Annotated in this window: 13 protein-coding genes and 7 tRNA genes; 11 read left to right on the plus strand and 9 right to left on the minus strand. The window is 71.2% G+C overall.

Translation table 11 applies throughout. From position 1 onward, the window contains the following. The first annotated feature begins 216 nt into the window (after positions 1–216). Genes DKT69_RS19190 through DKT69_RS19240 form a run of 11 tightly spaced genes read left to right on the plus strand, consistent with a single transcriptional unit; the run spans position 217 to position 13,976 of the window. The gene (locus DKT69_RS19190) at positions 217–1,146 is read left to right on the plus strand and encodes a glycosyltransferase family 2 protein (protein ID WP_201749737.1); all 930 of its coding nucleotides are present in this window, start codon (positions 217–219) and stop codon (positions 1,144–1,146) included. After that, positions 1,143–2,462 (plus strand): hypothetical protein, encoded by a 1,320-nt coding sequence (locus tag DKT69_RS19195; RefSeq protein ID WP_146231138.1) that lies wholly within the window; start codon positions 1,143–1,145, stop codon positions 2,460–2,462. The genes DKT69_RS19190 and DKT69_RS19195 overlap by 4 nt, the downstream gene beginning before the upstream one ends. Further along, positions 2,459–3,568, plus strand: coding sequence for a GNAT family N-acetyltransferase (locus DKT69_RS19200; protein WP_109802904.1), 1,110 nt, complete (start codon positions 2,459–2,461; stop codon positions 3,566–3,568). Before DKT69_RS19195 ends, DKT69_RS19200 begins: the two co-directional genes overlap by 4 nt. A gap of 3 nt (positions 3,569–3,571) precedes the next feature. Next, complete coding sequence (locus DKT69_RS37825) at positions 3,572–4,855, plus strand: GH39 family glycosyl hydrolase (protein WP_146231139.1); 1,284 nt, start codon at positions 3,572–3,574, stop codon at positions 4,853–4,855. Further along, a complete protein-coding gene (locus tag DKT69_RS19210; RefSeq protein WP_109802905.1) occupies positions 4,852–6,153 on the plus strand; it encodes a nucleotidyltransferase family protein in 1,302 nt (433 codons plus the stop codon). The genes DKT69_RS37825 and DKT69_RS19210 overlap by 4 nt, the downstream gene beginning before the upstream one ends. Further along, positions 6,150–7,193, plus strand: a complete 1,044-nt coding sequence (locus tag DKT69_RS19215) for an aminoglycoside phosphotransferase family protein (protein ID WP_109802906.1) — start codon at positions 6,150–6,152, stop codon at positions 7,191–7,193. Before DKT69_RS19210 ends, DKT69_RS19215 begins: the two co-directional genes overlap by 4 nt. Beyond that, the gene (locus DKT69_RS19220; RefSeq protein WP_109802907.1) at positions 7,138–9,513 is read left to right on the plus strand and encodes a glycosyltransferase; all 2,376 of its coding nucleotides are present in this window, start codon (positions 7,138–7,140) and stop codon (positions 9,511–9,513) included. The genes DKT69_RS19215 and DKT69_RS19220 overlap by 56 nt, the downstream gene beginning before the upstream one ends. Continuing rightward, on the plus strand, positions 9,510–10,373 hold the full coding sequence (locus DKT69_RS19225) for a polysaccharide deacetylase family protein (RefSeq protein ID WP_109802908.1): 864 nt from the start codon (positions 9,510–9,512) through the stop codon (positions 10,371–10,373). The genes DKT69_RS19220 and DKT69_RS19225 overlap by 4 nt, the downstream gene beginning before the upstream one ends. Further along, a complete protein-coding gene (locus DKT69_RS19230) occupies positions 10,370–11,770 on the plus strand; it encodes a lipopolysaccharide biosynthesis protein (protein WP_109802909.1) in 1,401 nt (466 codons plus the stop codon). The genes DKT69_RS19225 and DKT69_RS19230 overlap by 4 nt, the downstream gene beginning before the upstream one ends. A 17-nt stretch (positions 11,771–11,787) precedes the next feature. Beyond that, complete coding sequence (locus tag DKT69_RS19235) at positions 11,788–13,620, plus strand: hypothetical protein (protein ID WP_109802910.1); 1,833 nt, start codon at positions 11,788–11,790, stop codon at positions 13,618–13,620. Positions 13,621–13,643: 23 nt separating this feature from the next. Beyond that, a complete protein-coding gene (locus DKT69_RS19240; RefSeq protein WP_109802911.1) occupies positions 13,644–13,976 on the plus strand; it encodes a hypothetical protein in 333 nt (110 codons plus the stop codon). 45 nt (positions 13,977–14,021) lie between these two features. On the opposite strand, the gene DKT69_RS19245 is transcribed toward DKT69_RS19240, so the two are convergent. From DKT69_RS19245 to DKT69_RS19285, 9 genes are all read right to left on the minus strand, one after another. Then, positions 14,022–14,804, minus strand: coding sequence for a glycoside hydrolase family 16 protein (locus DKT69_RS19245; protein WP_161557887.1), 783 nt, complete (start codon positions 14,802–14,804; stop codon positions 14,022–14,024). Between the two features lie 463 nt (positions 14,805–15,267). Further along, positions 15,268–15,342: transfer RNA gene (locus tag DKT69_RS19250), tRNA-Leu, on the minus strand. A gap of 14 nt (positions 15,343–15,356) precedes the next feature. After that, a tRNA-Leu gene (locus DKT69_RS19255) sits at positions 15,357–15,430 on the minus strand. Positions 15,431–15,435: 5 nt separating this feature from the next. Beyond that, positions 15,436–15,507: transfer RNA gene (locus DKT69_RS19260), tRNA-Gln, on the minus strand. A 33-nt stretch (positions 15,508–15,540) separates the two neighbouring features. Beyond that, positions 15,541–15,613 (minus strand) — tRNA-Arg (locus tag DKT69_RS19265). Positions 15,614–15,647: 34 nt separating this feature from the next. Next, positions 15,648–16,847 carry an RtcB family protein gene (locus DKT69_RS19270; RefSeq protein WP_109802929.1) on the minus strand — a complete coding sequence of 400 codons (1,200 nt, stop codon included), beginning with the start codon at positions 16,845–16,847 and terminating at the stop codon, positions 15,648–15,650. 29 nt (positions 16,848–16,876) lie between these two features. Then, positions 16,877–16,950: transfer RNA gene (locus DKT69_RS19275), tRNA-Gly, on the minus strand. A 25-nt stretch (positions 16,951–16,975) separates the two neighbouring features. Next, positions 16,976–17,048: transfer RNA gene (locus DKT69_RS19280), tRNA-Glu, on the minus strand. A gap of 135 nt (positions 17,049–17,183) precedes the next feature. Beyond that, positions 17,184–17,260: transfer RNA gene (locus tag DKT69_RS19285), tRNA-OTHER, on the minus strand. Between the last annotated feature and the right edge of the window lie 259 nt (positions 17,261–17,519).

Here is a 17,519-nt window from a genome sequence, read left to right on the forward strand (position 1 = left end):
TTTGCGTGATGTTAGCTTTGCCTCCTGTTCATCCCGGTCCAAAGAGGCCGATTCGAACAATTCGGACATTCCATGCGAAATGGCTCACTGCCGCATGGGCATCACGGGGGAAGAGGGGCTGATGAGAGGTACAACGAATGTCGCCGGCGGCGGTAGAAGGGGGACCGACTTCGCATCGCGGAAAGGTCTGACGGCGCCCCGCGGAGAGGGGATCCGGTGACGCTGAACCGGGACATCGACACGCACGTCCCCAGCCTGCTGACCGCGCCGCCACGCACGGCACCGTCGGAGCATGATGACCGGCCACTGAGCATCCTGCGGATGCGGGAACGGCCCGAGGGCGACGCCGGAGTGGTCAACGGTGGTCCCGGGCGAGAGACCGTGAGCGTGGTCATCCCAACGCTCAACGAGGAGAAGAACATCGCCTGGGTGCTCGAGCGCATGCCGCCGATCGTCAACGAGGTGGTTCTCGTCGACGGGCACTCGTCGGACCGGACGGTCGAGGTCGCCCGCGCCATCCGGCCGGACATCGTGGTGCTGACGCAGAACTGCCGGGGCAAGGGTGACGCGGCGCGGGTGGCGTTCGCCGCGGCCACCGGCGACCTGATCGTCATGATCGACGCCGACGGCAGCATGGATCCCGCCGAGATCCACCGCTTCGTCACCCCGCTCATGAACGGCTACGACTTCGTCAAGGGCTCCCGGTTCCTGACCGGCGGCGGATCGACCGACCTGACTCCACTGCGCCGCACCGGGAACCATATGCTGGTGCGGCTGACGAACAGCTTCTTCCTCGTCCGCTTCACCGACCTGTGCTACGGCTTCCTTTCGTTCCGTCGCGACTGCCTGCAGGCGCTCGCTCTGACCGCGCACGGCTTCGAGATCGAGACCGAACTCGTGGTCCACGCGCTGAAGGCGAACCTCCGCATCGCCGAGGTGCCGAGCACCGAACTCCCGCGCCGCTGCGGCACCTCCAACCTGCACACCTTCCGGGACGGTCAGCGGGTGCTCCGAACCCTGATCCGCGAGCGGGTCGTCCGGCGCCCTCGACCGGTGGTGGACCCGATCGACCACCGCGTGCTGCACCGGTGGCAGCCCCCGGTCGCCGCACGGACCAGCCCGGCGCTGAGCGAGGTGACCCGATGAGGAAGCGTGCACTGCGACGTGCTCCGGTGGTGCGCGGCTCCTACGCGCTCGCCGTGCTGCTGGGCCTGCTGTTCGGCGCCACCCCCGTGCCCACCGGGCTCGCCACGCCGGCCGGGGCGGCAACCGGCGACGTCGGCCTCCTCGGTCCGTCCACGTCCGGCGACGGCTCGGCGGCAACCGGTGAGAAGCCGGAGAGCAAGCTCTGGTGGAACGACGGCGCCTGGTGGGCGGTGCTGTTCCATACCGGCAGCCAGACCCACCACATATTCCGGCTCGACCGCTCCACCGGGCAGTGGGTCGACACCGGGACCATCGTCGACAACCGACCGAAGACCCGCTCCGACGTGCTGTGGGACGGCACCAGGCTCTATGTCTCCTCGCACGTCCGGGCCAGTTCCTCGACCGGCGCGACGTCCGGAAACCCGGCCCGGCTCTACCGCTTCAGCTACGACGCCGCGACGAGGACCTACAGCCGCGACAGCGGCTTCCCGGTGCAGATCAGCAACTACTCCAGCGAGACCCTGACCATCGACAAGGACTCGACGGGCCTGCTCTGGGCGACCTGGACGCAGGGCTCGAAGGTCTATGTGAACAACACGACGGGCGGGGACGCGGTCTGGGGCACGCCGTTCGTGCTCCCGGTCGCCGCCGCGGCCAACCTGTCCAGCGACGACATCTCGTCGGTGGTGAGCTTCGGCGGGACCGGGACCGGCGTGATGTGGAGCAACCAGGCGACGTCCGCGATGTACTTCGCCGAGCACACCGACGGCGCGCCGCGCTCCAGCTGGGACGTCACGCGTACGGCGATCCAGGGTCCGAACAGCGCCGACGACCACATCAACCTCAAGGCGCTGCAGGCCGACGCCTCCGGACGGGTCTTCGCGGCCGTCAAGACCGGGCTCGACGACGCCGGCGCCTCGTCCGCGGCGCCGTTGATCATGATCCTCGCCCGGGACCCGTCGACCGGCGACTGGTCCAGCTACCCGGTCGGCCGGATCAGGGACTGTCACACCCGGCCGGTCCTGCTGCTCGACTCCGAACATCAGACGCTGTACGTCTTCATGACCGCGCCGGACAGCGGGTGTCCCTACTCAGGCTACCCGGGAACGATCTTCATGAAGAGCTCCCCCATGGGCAGCATCGCCTTTCCCCTAGGCCGTGGCACCCCGGTCATCAGGGACGCCCTCTCGCCCAACATGAACAATGTGACGACCACCAAGCAGGACGTCACCAGCGCCACCGGCATGGTGGTCATGGCCAGCAACGACTCCACCCAGCGCTACTGGCACGCCGACCTGCGGCTGGGCTCGTCGTGAGCGCGGGGACCAGCCTCGAGCTCCGCCTCGGGCCGGCCCCCGGCGACCCGCGACCGCTGCGGGTGACGAGTCCGGCCCCAGCCGAGGCGTGGGAGCAGGTGCTCGCCTCCGCGCCGACCGCCCTGCCCAGCCAGACGCCGACCTGGCTCCGCTGCGTGTGCACGGTCGAAGGGTACGAGGACGTCTCGCGGCTCTACGAGACCGTCGACGGAAGGCGCCTCGTCCTTCCGCTGGTGCGACGCCCGGGGCTCGGCGCGATCCTCGCGACGGACTTCGGGCTCCCGGCCGGGTGGGGACCGGGCGGGCTGGTCTGCGACGGCGGTGAGCTCCGCCCGGAGGACGTCCGGTTGGTGGTCACCGACCTGGCGCAGCGGCGCGTGCTGAGCACCCTGGTCCGCCCCGACCCGGCGACGGCCGGGACGTGGGACGCGGTGGTGCCGGCGAGCGTGCTGCGCGAGGAGCGGATGGCGCAGACCCTCTTCCTCGACGGCGGCTTCGACGAGGTCTGGCGGAAGCGGTTCCGCAGCGACACCCGCAACCGGATCCGCCGGGCGGAGCGGGCCGGCGTCGTCGTCGAGTGTGACGACAGCGGCCGCCTGGTCTCCGTCTTCCACCAGCTCTACGGCCAGTCAGTCGACCGCTGGGCGCGGCGGGACCGCCTCCCGCTTCCGCTCGCCCGGCAGCTGGCGGCCCGGCGGGAGCCGCACCGGAAGCTGCGCACCGTCGCCGACATGCTCGGCTCCCGGTGCCGGATCTACGCCGCGTACCACGAGGGACGCCCGGTGGCCGCGATAGTCGTGCTGCGCGGCGCGACCACCGCGATGTACTGGCGCGGCGCGATGCTGGAACAGCTCGCCGGCCCCGTCTATGCCAACTACCTGCTGCACAGGACGGCGATCGCGGACGCGATCGAGGCCGGATGCACGGCCTACAACATGGGCGACTCGGCCCGGGTCTCCTCCTTGGAGCTGTTCAAGAGCCGCTTCGGCGCCGTCAGCCAGGACTACGCCAGCTACCGGATCGAGCGGGTGCCGATCACCCCGCTGGTTCAGCGCGCTCGCCGCGGCGTACGGCGGATCCTGGCGCTCCGGCCGGTGCGGGAGTAGTGCATGAGCCGTACACCGCCTCGCTGGCCGGGACCGCTCCGACCGGCCGTCCTCCGCTGGCTGGTCCTTCCCGCGGCCCTGACCGCGATCACCCTCCTCGTGATCTCCAGCCGCCCCGCCCCGGACGCTTCCCACGGCGCCAGTCCCACACCGATCGGCGCCGACGCGGCCGGATACGACTGGTCAGCGCCACACGGCCACCGCCCCGACCCGCGCACCCTCTCCGTGGGCGTCACCCATACCCGGCACTCGGTCGACGACTGGGGCAGCGCACCGGCCATCGTCTCCGCCAAGGCCGTCCTCACCGCCACCGCCAGCTACCAGAACCAGCACATCTTCGGCTCGGGGACGGTGAACCCGCAGCCAAGCCCGGGAAAGTTCGACTGGTCCTCGTTGGACCGGCGGATGGCACTGATCAGGTCCACCGCTGGCACCCCGGTCATCACGCTCTGCTGCGCGCCGGACTGGATGAAGGGTGGCCGCCCCGGGGAGACCAACTGGGACCGGCTGCACGTCGCGCCCCGGCCGGAGCACTACGCCGACTTCGCCGCGCTCGCCACGGCGGTCGCCCGGCGCTACCCCGACGTGCGGCACTTCCAGGTCTGGAACGAGATGAAGGAATTCTGGGACGCCACCCGCAACCGGCGGAACTACGAGGCCTACACCAACCTTTACAACACGGTGTACGACGCGCTCAAGGCGGTCGGTCCGACCCTCGCCGTCGGCGGTCCGTACGTCGTCATCGACATCTGGGCGAGCTCGAACACCGCCAGTCACCCGTCCGCCCTCGCCGGCGCCTGCGGGGTGGTCGACCAACGGAGTCTCGCCGCCCTGCTGCACATGGCCGACCAGGGGGCGACGACGGCGTTGATCTGGGAACCCCAGGGCGACACCGACGAGACGCACGGACCCGCGCTCTGGAGCGCGACGGATGGCCACGGCGGGGGCCGTCCCCTCGCGTACGCGGAGGCGGTCGCCCGGTTGCAGCAGGTGCTCGCGGACCGCGCCGGGCCCGACGCGGTCTCCTGGCCGGTGCCGGAGCTGGGCCTGGTCCGGGGCCGGGAGGGTGTCCTCCTGGTGCACACCGAGGACGACCGGATCGACCTGGAGGTGCAGGGCCGGCCGCTCCGCCTCGGGCCGTACGAGGTGCGATACGTCCCGCTGCGGACCGACACGCCGGTCGAGTTCACGTTCCCCGTCGCCCCCGGGTCGTCGGCGCCCGCCGTACCGGGGGCCATGTGCCTCCGCCCGGCCGCCGCGGCCACGCCGCTTCCGGAGGCACGATGAGCGGCGACGGCACGACCGTGGTGGCGGGCCACCGGGAACCGCCACGGCCGGCGGAACCGGCAACGGCCGCGCCCGGGCTCGCCCGGGCGGTGCTGGCCGGCCTCGACGGGGCCGGCGTGCGCTGGTGCCTGCTGCGCGGTGGTCCGGAGGCGCTCATCGCCCCCGGAGACCTGGACCTCCTGGTCGCGCCGGCCGATCTCGCGCGGGCCGTGGCCGTCATCGAGGCCCAGGGCCTGACCCGCCTGGCCGGTCACGGCCGGGGCAGTCACCGGTTCTTCCTCGGCCTGGACCCGGCCACCAACTCGTGGGTCGAACTCGACCTGGTGACCGAGCTCGCCTACGGCCGTCACTTCGAGGTGCGCACCCTGGCCGCGGACCGGTGCCTGGGCCGCCGCGCACGTCAGGACGACGTGTGGGTGCTCGCGCCCGGGGACGAGTTCTGGGCGCTGCTGCTGCATTGCGTGCTCGACAAGGGCACCGTCGCCGGCCACCACCTCCGTCGGCTGCGACAGCTGGAGGACCACGCCACGCTCGACGGTCCACTCGCCCGGGCGCTGCCGGACCGGGCGGCCCGGATGCTGCTGGCGTACTGGCGGGCCGGTCGCCCGGCGGCGCTGCGGGCCGTCCGTCGGCACCTGCTCACCGCCTGGTGGCGGGCCCGTCCGGCCAGCGCGGCCCGCCGGGTGGTCGGCTCGGCCGCCCTGCGTGCGATCGAGCGGCCGTTGCAGGCGTGGAGCCGTCGGGGTGTCAGCGTCGCCCTGATCGGCCCCGACGGATCGGGGAAGTCCACCCTGGCCGAGGGCATCGAGTCGACGTTCTACTTCCCGGTGCGCCGCGTCTACATGGGGCTTTGGCAGTCGAACGAGGCGCCGCGCGGCACCACCGAGCAGGCCGTCCGCATCCTGTTGCGCCCGTTCACCGTGTGGCGCCGCTACCTGGCGGCGCTGCGCCACCGGGCGCTGGGCCGGATGGTGGTCTTCGACCGCTACGTCTACGACGCCCTGCTGCCGCCGCGCGGGCCACTGGTCTGGCTCAAGCGGCCGTACTTCCAGCTGCTGAGCCGGCTCTGCCCGGCACCCGACGTGGTGCTGCTGCTGGACGTTCCTGGGTCGGTGATGTACCGCCGCTCCGGGGAATACGACCCCGAGCATCTCGAGGCGGAACGAGAGCAGTACCGGCGGTTGCGCCGGCGGATTCCCCACCTGGAACGCGTGGACGCCGACCGCGCGCCGGAACTGGTGCTCGCCGACGCGCTCGGCCGGATCTGGCGGCACTACCTCGAGCGGACGGCCCGGTGAAGGTCGCGGTGCAGTGGGCGCAGCCGGTCCTGCGGGACCGACTCGCCTGCTGGCTGCACCGGCCCGAACGAAACTGGACCGCCACCGTCGCCCCCCGCCTGGTCGCCCGGGCGACCGCCACCGACGACACCCGGTGGCGGACCGAGACCGTCGCCTTCACCAGCACGTCCGTCGCGGTGGCCACGGTCCGGGGCCGCGGGGCCGACGGACGCTACATGGTCAAGGTGCCCTGGACCGACCAGGCCGTCGACGGGCTGCGGCGCCAGGCCGAGGTGCTCGACGTGCTGCGGACGAACCCGCGCCTGCCCGGCCTGCGCCAGCTCCTGCCGTACTGCGCGGCACAGGGAGAGATCGAGGGACGTTACTACTGCGTGGAGGAGGCGCTGCGCGGCGCTCCGGCGAACGGGATGATGCTGAGGCGTACCCGGCGCGCCGCGCTGCTCGCGTCCGCCAGCCGGGTCATCCGCAACCTCCACCTGCCCACCCGGGAACGGACCATGCTCGACCGGGCCGCCCTGGCGGAGTGGGTGGACGCCCCACTCCGGCGGCTGGAGGAGTTCGTCGCCACCCACCCGCGACCTGGCCGGCTCCTCGACACGGTCTGGCGGCTGCGGGAGGAACTCGTCGTCGCCCTCGTCGGCCGCACCGTGCACACCTCCTGGATCCACGGCGACTTCTGGCCTGGCAACCTGCTGGCCACCTCCCCAGCTGGGCAGGTGACCGGGATCGTCGACTGGGACCGGGCCGCACCCCGCCAACTCCCCCTGCACGACCTGCTACACCTGCACGTCCTCGCCCGCCGGCTCGCCCGCGGCGACGAACTCGGCGAGATCGTCGTCCACGCGCTGCGGCACGGCCTCGACCGGACGCTCGATGTCCCCGCCGGCGAGGCGGCCGACTGGCTGGACGGCATCCCGCCACGACCGGCGCTGCTCCTCTACTGGATGCGCCACATCCTGCTGTTCATCGACTCGGAAGGTGACCATGACGATCCACGCTGGATCCGCGGCAACGTCGAGCGCGTCCTCGTCAACATCTGAGGTGGTCGCCGTCCTCGGTCCGGAGGCGCCAGCGGGGCCCGGCCCGGCCCTGGCCGTGACCGTGGTCATCTGCGTCTACACCGAGCAGCGGTGGCCGCAGATCATCCGGGCGGTCGGCTCCGTGCTGGCGCAGGACGTACCGGCAGCACAGGTCGTCGTGGTCGTCGACCACAACCCGGCGCTGCTGGAGCGGGCGCGCGCCACTTTCCCGGAGCTGACCGTCGTGCCGAGCACCGGCCCGCGCGGCCTCTCGGCGGCCCGCAACACCGGGCTGGCCCAGGCGACCGGCGAGATCGTCGCCTTCCTAGACGACGACGCCGAGGCGGAGCCCGACTGGCTGGCACGGCTGCTGCCGCACTACCGGGACGGGCGGGTGCTCGCGGTCGGCGGCCACGCCGTACCGGCCTGGGAGGAGGAACGGCCGCGCTGGCTGCCCCCCGAATTCGACTGGGTCGTCGGGTGCAGCTTCACCGGCCAGCCCACCGAGGTCACCCCCGTGCGCAACGTCATCGGCTGCAACATGTCCTTCCGCCGGTCGGTCCTGGACCGCACCGCCGGCTTCGACCCCGCGCTCGGCCGCGTCGGTCGCACGCCGGTCGGCTGCGAGGAAACGGAGCTGTGCATCCGTATCCGGCAGCTCGAACCGGACGGCGTGGTGCTCCACGAGCCCGCGGCCCGGGTCCGGCACCGGGTCACCGTGGACCGGGCAACGTGGCGCTACTTTCGGCAGCGCTGCTTCTCCGAGGGGCGGTCCAAGGCCGTCGTCGCCCGGCTGGTCGGCGCGGACGCCGGGCTCGCCACCGAGCGCGCGTACACCCGCCGTACCCTCCCGGCCGGGGTGCGCCGCGGCCTGCGCCAGGTCCGCGACGGCGATCGCGCCGGACTGCTGCGGTCCGCCGCGATCGTCGCCGGCCTGCTGGTGACCGCCGCCGGGTACGTCTCGGCCCAGGCCCTGCGCGCCTCTCAGGCGGTCGGCACGCCGGTCCCCCGGCGCCGGGCGGGTCCGGCGCCGGTCCGGGTGCTCGCCGTCGAGCTCTCCGAGGGAATGCCCGACGTGCCCGACACGGGCGGGCCGGACGGCGCCCGGTACGGCGCGGCGCAGGTCCTGGTCCGGCTGCACGGGCAGCCGCTCGGGCTGGTCGACGTCGCACTGCCGGCCGGCGGGCTGACCGCGCCGGCGCTCTCCGCCGCCATCCGGGCCCGCCTCTCCGCGGCGATCGACGAGCATCTGCTATACGACGGCCTGCCCACGCTCGACCCGCTGGATGCCGCCGCGGCCGGGGAGGCCGGCCTGGTCGCCGCCGGCGCCTCCTGCCGCTGCCACCCAGCGGTCGTGGAACCCGCCCCGTTCGTCAGCGTGGTCGTCCCCACGTGCGGACGCACGCCGCTCCTCGAGTCCACCCTCGACTCGCTCGCCGCGCTCGACTACCCCCACTACGAGATCGTCGTCGTCGACAACGCGCCGCAGGTCGCCGCCACCGCGCGGGTCGTCGCCGCGCGCGCCGCCGACGATCCCCGGCTCCGCTACACCAGCGAACCGCGACCCGGCGTCGCGCACGCCCGCAACCGAGGGCTGGCCGAGGCGCGGGGCGCGATCGTGGCCTTCGCCGACGATGACGTCACCCTCGACCGGGGGTGGCTGCGCAGCCTCGTCGACGGCTTCACCGGCGACGACGTCGCCGGGGTGACCGGTCAGGTCCTCGCCCGAAAGCTCGACACGCCGTCGCAGATCTGGCTGGAGCAGTACGGCGGTTATGGCAAGGGCTGCCAGCGGCGGCGATTCGACCGGGCCGGGTCCGCAACGCTCGACGCGGGGGGCGCGCGTCGCGTGGACCAGCCACCGCCGTCGCTCTACCCGTACCTGCCCGGATCGTACGGCTCCGGCGCCAACATGGCGTTCCGCGCCGACGTCCTGCGCCGGCTGGGCGGGTTCGATCCCCGGCTGCGCACCGGGGAGGACATCGACGTGCTGCTGCGTACGGTACTGGCCGGCCACGTGTTGACGTACGAGCCGGGGGCCGTCGTGTGGCACACGCACCGCCGTGAGCTGCGGGCGCTGCGCCGGACGATGTTCCGGTACGGGGTCGGGCTGGGCGCCGTCATCACGAAGTGCCTGGCGGCCGATCCCACCGCCCGACGGGAGCTGCTCGGTCGGCTGCCCGGCGGCGTCGCCTACGCACTGCGGCCCGGGTCGGCGAGGAACGGCCGCAAGCAGGAGGGCTACCCGGCCTCGCTGACCGCCCTCGAGCTCTGCGGGCTGGCGCTCGGACCGGCCTACTACGCCGCCGCCGCGGCCCGATCCGGACGGAGCCGCAGATGAACCGCGCACCGAAGACCGTCGTCCCCGTCCTCTGCTACCACAGCGTCGGCGACGTGCGCCGCGACGGCACGCTGCGCTGGGCGGTGTCGCCGGGCGACTTCGACGAGCAGATGGCGCTGATCCGGGAGCGCGGGCGCACGCCGATGACGGCGAGCGGCTACGCGGCCGTGCTGCGCGGGCTGGCCCCGTTGCCGCCGCGACCGGTGCTGATCACCTTCGACGACGGCTTCCCCGACCTCGCCGAGGTCGCGCTGCCGGTGCTGCGCAGGCACGGGCTCATGGCGACCGCGTACGTCATCGCCGCGCGGGTGGGCGTGGCACCGCCCTCGGACGGGGATCCGTCGCTCGACTGGGACCAGCTCCGCGAGCTGCACTCGCACGGGGTGGAGATCGGGTCGCACAGCCGGAGCCACCGCGCGCTCGACTGTCTACGCCCGTCCGAGCTGCATCAGGAGGTCGTGGGGAGCCGACAGGTGCTGGAGGACGGAACGGGGACGTCGGTCCGGTCGTTGGCCTATCCGTACGGCTACCACAGCATCGCCGTGCGGACCGCGGTGCGCGCGGCCGGCTACTCGTCCGCCTGCGGAGTCAAGAACGCGCTGAGCCACCCGGACGATGACGTCTTCGCCATCGCCCGGGTGCTGATCGAGCGGGAAACCGGGATCGCCGGGATCACGGCCCTGCTCGACGGCACCGGCTGGCCGCTGGCCTGGCGGGGCGAGCGGTGGCGCACCCGGGGTTGGCGGGCGTTCCGACGGGCCCGACACCTGGTTGCACGCCGCGCGCCCGCGACTGAGCCAGCCGACCTCGGGACGGCGGGGAGGAAGCACCGCGGGCGGGAAGGAGAGGTGACCCGATGAGCGCCCCACGTGCCGGAACCGCGAACGCGTCGGTCGGTCCGGCGGCTGCCGGCGTCGGCACGGTCGCCGCGCCGATCGGCGTACGGCTGCGCCAACACCTGCGCGATCCGCTGAACAGCAACGTCTACGCGCTGATGCTCAACACGGCGGTGAGCTCGCTGCTCGGCATCGTGTACTGGGCTCTGGCGGCGCGCCTGTACTCCCCGGCCGAGTTGGGCATCGGCGCGGCGATGGTGTCGACGATGTCGTTCCTGAGCAACCTCTCCCAGCTCAATCTGAACGGTGCGCTCGCCCGCTTCCTGCCGAGGGCGGCGGAGCGGGGCGGCCGGCTGGTCGGCTACGCGTACGGGGCCAGCTGCCTCGCGGCGCTCGCCCTCAGTGCCGGTTTCCTGCTGCTCGCTCCCCTGGTTGCCGGCCGGTTCGACTTCCTGAACCGCACTCCCCTGCTCGCGGTGGCGTTCATCCTCTCCGTAGCCGGCTGGTGCATCTTCACCCTGCAGGACAGCGTGCTCACCGCCCTGCGCGGTGTGGTGTGGGTCCCGGTCGAGAACACCGCCTTCGGCATCCTCAAGATCGCGCTGCTGGTGCTGCTCGCCGGCGCCCTGCCCAGCCTGGGCATCTTCCTTTCCTGGAACCTGGCGGTCGTCGTCGCGCTCATCCCCGTCAACGTGCTGGTCTTCCGCCGGCTGCTGCCCCGACTGCGGGAGCGGGGTACGGCGGTCGCGCTGCCGGATCGCGGGGTGCTCGCCAGGTTCGTGGCGCTCGACTACGTCGGGTACCTCTTCCTGCAGGCCGGCACGAACGCCCTCCCGCTGATCGTGACCGCGCGGCTGGGCGCCGAGGCCAACGGCGTCTTCTACGTCGCCTGGCTGCTGGGCGGCTCCCTGGAGATGGTGGCGTACCACTTCGGCACCTCGCTGACCGTGGAGGCCTCCGCCGATGAGTCGCGGCTTCCGGCGTACGTGCGGCAGGTGCTGCGGCGCGGGCTGCTCCTCCTCGTACCGGCGGTCGTCCTGCTCTGCGTGTCGGCGCCGCTGCTGCTGACCCTCTTCGGCCGCGACTACGCGTCGAGCGGCGCGGACGTCCTGCGGCTCTCCGCCGTCGCGGTGCTGCCCAAGCTTCTGCTGATCGTCTTCGTCGCGGTGTCCCGGGTCCGGCGCAGGGTCGGTCGGATCATCGCGGTGCACGCGTCCGCGAGCGCCCTGGTCGTATCGCTGTCGCTGGTCGCGATGGCCGAGATCGGGGTGACCGGGGTCGGCGTCGCGTACCTCGCCGGACAGCTCGTGGTGGCGGCCGCCGTTCTGCCGTCGATGGTGCGGCTGCTGCGGGGCGTTGCGGGCGACGGGGTCGAAGAGGCCGGCGCCCACGTCACGACTGGTCTCTGGAGGCGTCGATGACAAAGTTTCCTAACCTGGTGTCCACAAAGCCACGCGGTGAGCTGGAGGACCTCGGTCAGCTGTCGTCCGCCGGCTCCGGTGTTGGCTCCGCCGGGCAGGCTTTCAGCACGGGGATCGGCCCCCGATGGGGGTTTGCCGTCCAGGCCCTCGCCACCGTGCTTCTCGCCATAACACTGTGGATCATCGGCCTCCGGAACGTCGACCCCCGCGCCATGACGGACATCGGTCTGGTCTCGCTCTTCACGGTGCCGATGATCGCAGCCCTGGTCGTTCTCGCCGTCGGGTTCTTTCGTGCGCTGCGACGTTCAGCCGCCGAGTGGCTCCTCGCCGTGCACCTGGTGGCGTTCATCGGCTTCATCCACGCGACCCCGGCCGCTCTGTTCGGGACGCTTCGATACGCCTGGGCGTGGAAGCACATCGGGATCATCGACTACATCCTGCGGACGGGGAGTGTCGACACGACGATCTCCAATCTGCCGGTGTACCACAGCTGGCCCGGATTCTTCGCCGGGACCGCCCTGCTCACGGACATGGCGGACCGGTCATATCTACTGCCCTTGGCGACGTGGACGCAGTTGGCGTTCAACCTGTTCAACCTGCTGGCGGCCCGCTTCCTGATGCGCTCGATGACCGACGATCGCCGGGTGGTCTGGCTGGGGCTCTGGCTGTTCTTCCTGACGTCCTGGTTGGGCCTGGACTACTTCTCGCCGCAGGGCCTGGCGTTCCCGCTCTATCTGGTCCTGATGGGGCTGGTTCTGCGTGCCTTCCGACGCCGGCGAGCCGACGTAGTGGAGGTGGTCGCACCTCTCGCGGCCGCTATGAGAGTGCGGGCGGCTCTGCCGGTCATGGTCCTCATCATGGGAGTGATCGCCTCAAGCCATCAGATAACCCCGCTCATGATGGTGCTCGGGCTGCTCACGGTCTTCGGTTTCCGCAGAGCGCGAGGCTGGTACGTCCCCGTGCTGGCCGTGGGGCTGACAGTCGGGTGGGCGCTTGTCGTGGCCCGCGGCTACACGATCGACAACCTCAGCGGTCTGAACATCGGCGAGCCGGTGCAGAACGGCGTCGACACGCTCGAAAAGTCGGCGGACGTCCGTGACGGCCAGGTGCTGGTGAGCTACGCCGGGCGCTTCATCACAGCGGTGGGGCTGGCCGTGGCCGCGATCGGCATCTACCGGGCGAGGCGACGGCGCCGGCTCGACTCGGCCGCCCTGCTGCTGCTGCTCAGTCCGATGCTGCTGCTCGCCGTCACCGAATACGGCGGTGAGGTGCTCTTCCGGGTCATCCTGTTCACCGGCCCGTTCATGGCCTACTTCGCCGCACTGGCGGTCTATCCCGACGCAACCGACCGGGCGCGGACTCGCCGGGTGGTGCTGGGCGGTCTCCTCACCGTGGCATTGCTGCCCGGATTTCTGCTGGCCTACTTCGGCAAGGACACGCAGAACTACTTCACGCCGGCAGAGGTGAGAACGACTGCGTGGTTGTACCAGAACGCGGAACCGAACTCCCTCATCGTCGTCGGTTCGCGCAACTTTCCCCAGCGGTTCCGGAACTACGAGAAGCTCACCCATCTCTCGATAGCCAATGAGCCGCCGGAGAGCCGGGATCGGGTGCTGGCCGACCCGGCGGAGAGGCTGTCCCGGTGGCTTGCCGCCGGAACATCCGACAAGCCGAACTACATCCTGATAACGAGGGGCCAGAAGGTCGCCAACGACCTGATCGGGCCCATGCCGGCGGGCTCCCTTGACCGGGTCGAACAGGCGCTCCGGGCGTCACCTCGCTTCCGGATCGTCGTAGACACGGGCGACGCCGTGGTCTTCACCCTGGCAGAGAACGGGAACGGCAGATGATGCGACGTCTAGCACTGTCTTTCGTGGTCGTCGTCGCGACGGCGCTCACGACCGCGTTCGTGGTCTTCGGAGCCACCAGCCCGGCACGACTCCCGGTGGTGCTGGCCTTCGCCGTGGTGGTGCCCGGACTGGGTTGGGCATCGCGGCTCCGTCTCGCCGACGCCGCAGATACCTTGTCGATCGCCATCACAATCAGCCTCTGTCTCCTGGTCGTCGTCGGCGAGGGCATGGCCCTGCTGCGGCTCTGGTCCGTCGAGCGAGGATTCCTTGTCCTGGCGGCTGTCGCTGTCCTCGGCGTCACACTCCCCCGCAGGGGCAACGACAACTCACCCGCGGGCGCGTCCAGGTCGGTCTGATCTGCGGTCGTGGCGCCAGCAAGCACATGCGCCGGCAGAGAGCCATCAGCGAAGGGCTGGCCTGATCTGGATGTAGTCGATGGCTAGCGACGCGGGGAATTGCGTCGAGTTGTTCGGAGAGCCGGGCCACCGACCGCCCACCGCCAGATTGGCCACGACGTACATAGGCTCGTCGGGCACCTCGTCGCCCTTGACCGTGAAGATCAGTTTTCCGTCGAGATACCAACGCAGCTTCCCCGGCAGCCACTCCAACCGGTAGACATGCCAGCCGTCCGCGAGGTCGGCGTTTCGCTCCGTGTGTGCGAGGGGCTCGCTCTTCCGATCCCGTCGGTGGAGTGACTGATAGCTCTTCCGCGTATTGCTGCCCAGCACTTCGACGATGTCGATTTCGGGTCGGGAGTCACGGAAGGCGGGGAGCATCCAGAGCGCGGACCAGAGGCCCTTCCCGGCCGGCACCCGAAGTCGAGCCTCGACCGCGCCGTAGGTGAACGCGAACCGCGGCTCGCCCCGCCGCTCCGAAGGACCGGAGCTGATCATCCCGGACCGGTACTGGAACCGTTCGCCGTCGGGGCTTTCGACGGGAACCGCCTCCGCGGTGAGGTACAGGACCCCGTCCGCCACCGTCACCTGCGCCGGCTCGTACCACTGAAGCTCTTTGTTCGAGGCGATGGTGCATCCCCACCAGTGGCAGGTGCCCCAGGAGTCGGAGTCTAGCGACTCACCCTCGAAGCCGTCGGCGAGCGGCTGACTAGAGCTCTGCTCTATAGGTTCGGCAGGACCGCAGGAGGACTGTGGCCCCAACCCGACAGCGACGACGAACAGTGCCATTCCCATGGCGATAAACCGGCGCCTAAACCGCAGCAATGGAGGAGGTGACTTCACCGCTTCGTGATCACGCGGCTGCCTCTTGTGCCAGACTGCTACGCGGGTCCTGCGGAAAGACGTCACTTGGCCAGGATAAACGTGGCATGCCCGACCTTCTGTTCACTTATCGGTTACCGGCTGCTCTTCGCGTTCGCCATCATCCTTCTCCAGCGGATCCACGATCTCAACTCGCCGAGTCTGGGCCCTGCTCCGGATCCTCGACATGGTCGCCGCGCCGCTGCTCGTCGCGTTCGTCATCATCATCCTCCAGCGGTTCCGCGACCTGAGCTGACGTCGCCCGGGCGACCCGTCGCGCCGCCGCAACGGTGCGAGCCGCGTGGCTCGCAACTCGACCCGTGGCTCGCCCGGGCCCTGGCCCCCCCGGCCGTCGGGCGACTCTCCCACTTCGTCCACCGCGCCATTCGCGTACCCGGGGTGCGATTCGAACGCACACTGTCGGCTTCCTGAAAACCGTGCCTCCTGCCAGTTGGGCTACCCGGGGGTGAACACACTGCGTACCCTCGGCGCGATTCGAACGCGCAACCTGCGACACCTCATGCCGCCGCCTCTGCCAGTTGGGCCACGAGGGCTCGTGCTGCGAGCGGAAGACTCGAACTTCCCTCTCCCGTTCCAGAGACGGGTGTGCTGCCGACTGCACCAGCTCGCAAAGGTTCCGCTCCGCCGTCGCGGATGCGGACCGTGCCCCGACCAGGATTCGAACCTGGGCTCTCCGCTTCCGTAGAGCGGCGCTCTTTCCGCTGAGCCACCGGGGCGTACGACCGGCGCCCCCCTCGGGCGCCGGTCGGTCTAACCCTTCACGCAGACCACCTGCTTGAGGTGCGCGACCACCTCGACCAGGTCGTCCTGCTGCGCCATCACCTTGGTGATGTCCTTGTACGCGCCGGGGATCTCGTCGACCACCCCGGCGTCCTTGCGGCACTCGACGCCGGCGGTCTGCCGGACCAGGTCCGCGGTGCTGTACGTCCGCTTCGCCTGCCCCCGCGACATCCGCCGCCCGGCCCCGTGCGAGGCCGAGCAGTACGCGTCCGGGTTGCCCTTGCCGCGCACGATGTACGAGCCGGTGCCCATCGACCCCGGGATGATGCCCAGGTCCCCCCGGCCGGCGCGGATGGCGCCCTTCCGGGTCACCAGCACGTCCACGCCGTCGTACGTCTCCTCGGCCACATAGTTGTGGTGACAAGAGATCGGCTCGCCGTACGAGACGTGCGGGAACTGGTCCCGGACCACGCCGCAGAGCAGGGCGAGCATGACCTCCCGGTTGCGCCGGGCGTACTCCTGGGCCCAGAAGAGGTCCCGGCGGTAGGCGTCCATCTCCGGCGTGCCGGCGAGGAACACCGCGAGGTCCCGGTCGGGCAGGTCGACGTTGTGCGGCAGCCCGCGGGCCACCGCCATGTGCCGCTCGGCCAACTCCTTGCCGATGTTGCGGGAACCGGAGTGCAGCATCAGCCAGACCTGCCCGTCGTCCGGGCCGCCCTGCTCGACGCAGACCTCGATGAAGTGGTTGCCGCCACCGAGGGTGCCCAGCTGGTGCTGGGCCCGGTGCTCCAGCTGCGCGACCTTCCGGTCCAGCTCACCGAAGCGCCGCCAGAACGCGTCCCAGCCGGCGTGTGCCAGGCCCCGGACCCGGCGCGGGTCGACCGGGTCGTCGCGCTTGGCGAACCCGACCGGGATGGTCGCCTCGATGGCCGAACGCAGCGGGGCGAGGTCGTCGGGCAGGTCGGCCGCGGTGAGCGAGGTCCGCACGGCGGACATGCCGCAGCCGATGTCGACGCCGACCGCGGCCGGCGAGACGGCCTGCCGCATCGCGATGACCGATCCGACGGTGGCGCCCTTGCCGAAGTGCACGTCCGGCATGACGGCGACGCCCTGCACCCAGGGCAGTGCGCCGATGTTGCGCAGCTGCTGCGCGGCCTGCGGCTCGATGCCGTACGGGTCGGTCCAGACCCGTACCGGCGCCCGGGTGCCGGCCAGCGGGGTGAAACCCATCGTCGTCTCCTCGTGTCGGGGGGTGTTCGAGCGGCTGGCCGGATTCGAACCGGCGATCTTCACCATGGCGAGGTGACGCGCTACCTGACTGCGCTACAACCGCGTGGTCGTCCCGGGCGGGACGGACGTAGGCCGTACGGGACTCGAACCCGTAACCGCCCGGCTGAGAACCGGGTGAGCTGCCAATTGCTCCAACGGCCCGTGGGACGGTAGGAAACCCGCCCCGGATGTGTCGCCCCGGCCGACGCGTCGGGGCGTCGGCCGGGGTTGTGCTCATGCCATCCACTGTGGAGTTGAGAAGGAGCGACGTCGCCGGCCGGGGCCGGGACATTCGAGCAGGGGCGACAGGATTCGAACCTGCAACCGTCGGATTTTTGGGAATCCGGTGCTCTACCGGGTTGAGCTACGCCCCTGGGCGGGAGTGGGGTGACGAAAAAGCCGCCCGGTCCCTGAGCGGGGGCGGGCGGCTGCGCGTGTCGCGCTGGCGCTAGTAGCGCCGCCACCCCGATTGCCACCGCTGCTGCCGGCAGCGACCCAGGCCTCGCTCGCCGGTGGGCAGCGAGGCACCACCGCGCGGCATGGGCCGCGGGGCTTCGGTGCGCAGATGCTGCGTCACGGCGTACTCCCTGGGTTGATCCGGTTGACGTTGCCCCATGAAGGTAGGCGGCCCCT

It is taken from the genome of Micromonospora sicca, from assembly GCF_003172935.1.
GTDB classification, from domain to species: Bacteria; Actinomycetota; Actinomycetes; order Mycobacteriales; family Micromonosporaceae; genus Micromonospora; species Micromonospora sicca.

Coding starts and splice junctions, on each gene's coding strand:
- DKT69_RS19210 (WP_109802905.1), top strand. CDS start 4,852: ATGAGCGGCGACGGCACGACCGTGGTGGCGGGCCACCGGGAACCGCCA.
- DKT69_RS19220 (WP_109802907.1), top strand. CDS start 7,138: ATGACGATCCACGCTGGATCCGCGGCAACGTCGAGCGCGTCCTCGTCA.
- DKT69_RS19270 (WP_109802929.1), bottom strand. CDS start 16,847: ATGGGTTTCACCCCGCTGGCCGGCACCCGGGCGCCGGTACGGGTCTGG.
- DKT69_RS19245 (WP_161557887.1), bottom strand. CDS start 14,804: ATGGCACTGTTCGTCGTCGCTGTCGGGTTGGGGCCACAGTCCTCCTGC.
- DKT69_RS19225 (WP_109802908.1), top strand. CDS start 9,510: ATGAACCGCGCACCGAAGACCGTCGTCCCCGTCCTCTGCTACCACAGC.
- DKT69_RS19195 (WP_146231138.1), top strand. CDS start 1,143: ATGAGGAAGCGTGCACTGCGACGTGCTCCGGTGGTGCGCGGCTCCTAC.
- DKT69_RS19230 (WP_109802909.1), top strand. CDS start 10,370: ATGAGCGCCCCACGTGCCGGAACCGCGAACGCGTCGGTCGGTCCGGCG.
- DKT69_RS37825 (WP_146231139.1), top strand. CDS start 3,572: ATGAGCCGTACACCGCCTCGCTGGCCGGGACCGCTCCGACCGGCCGTC.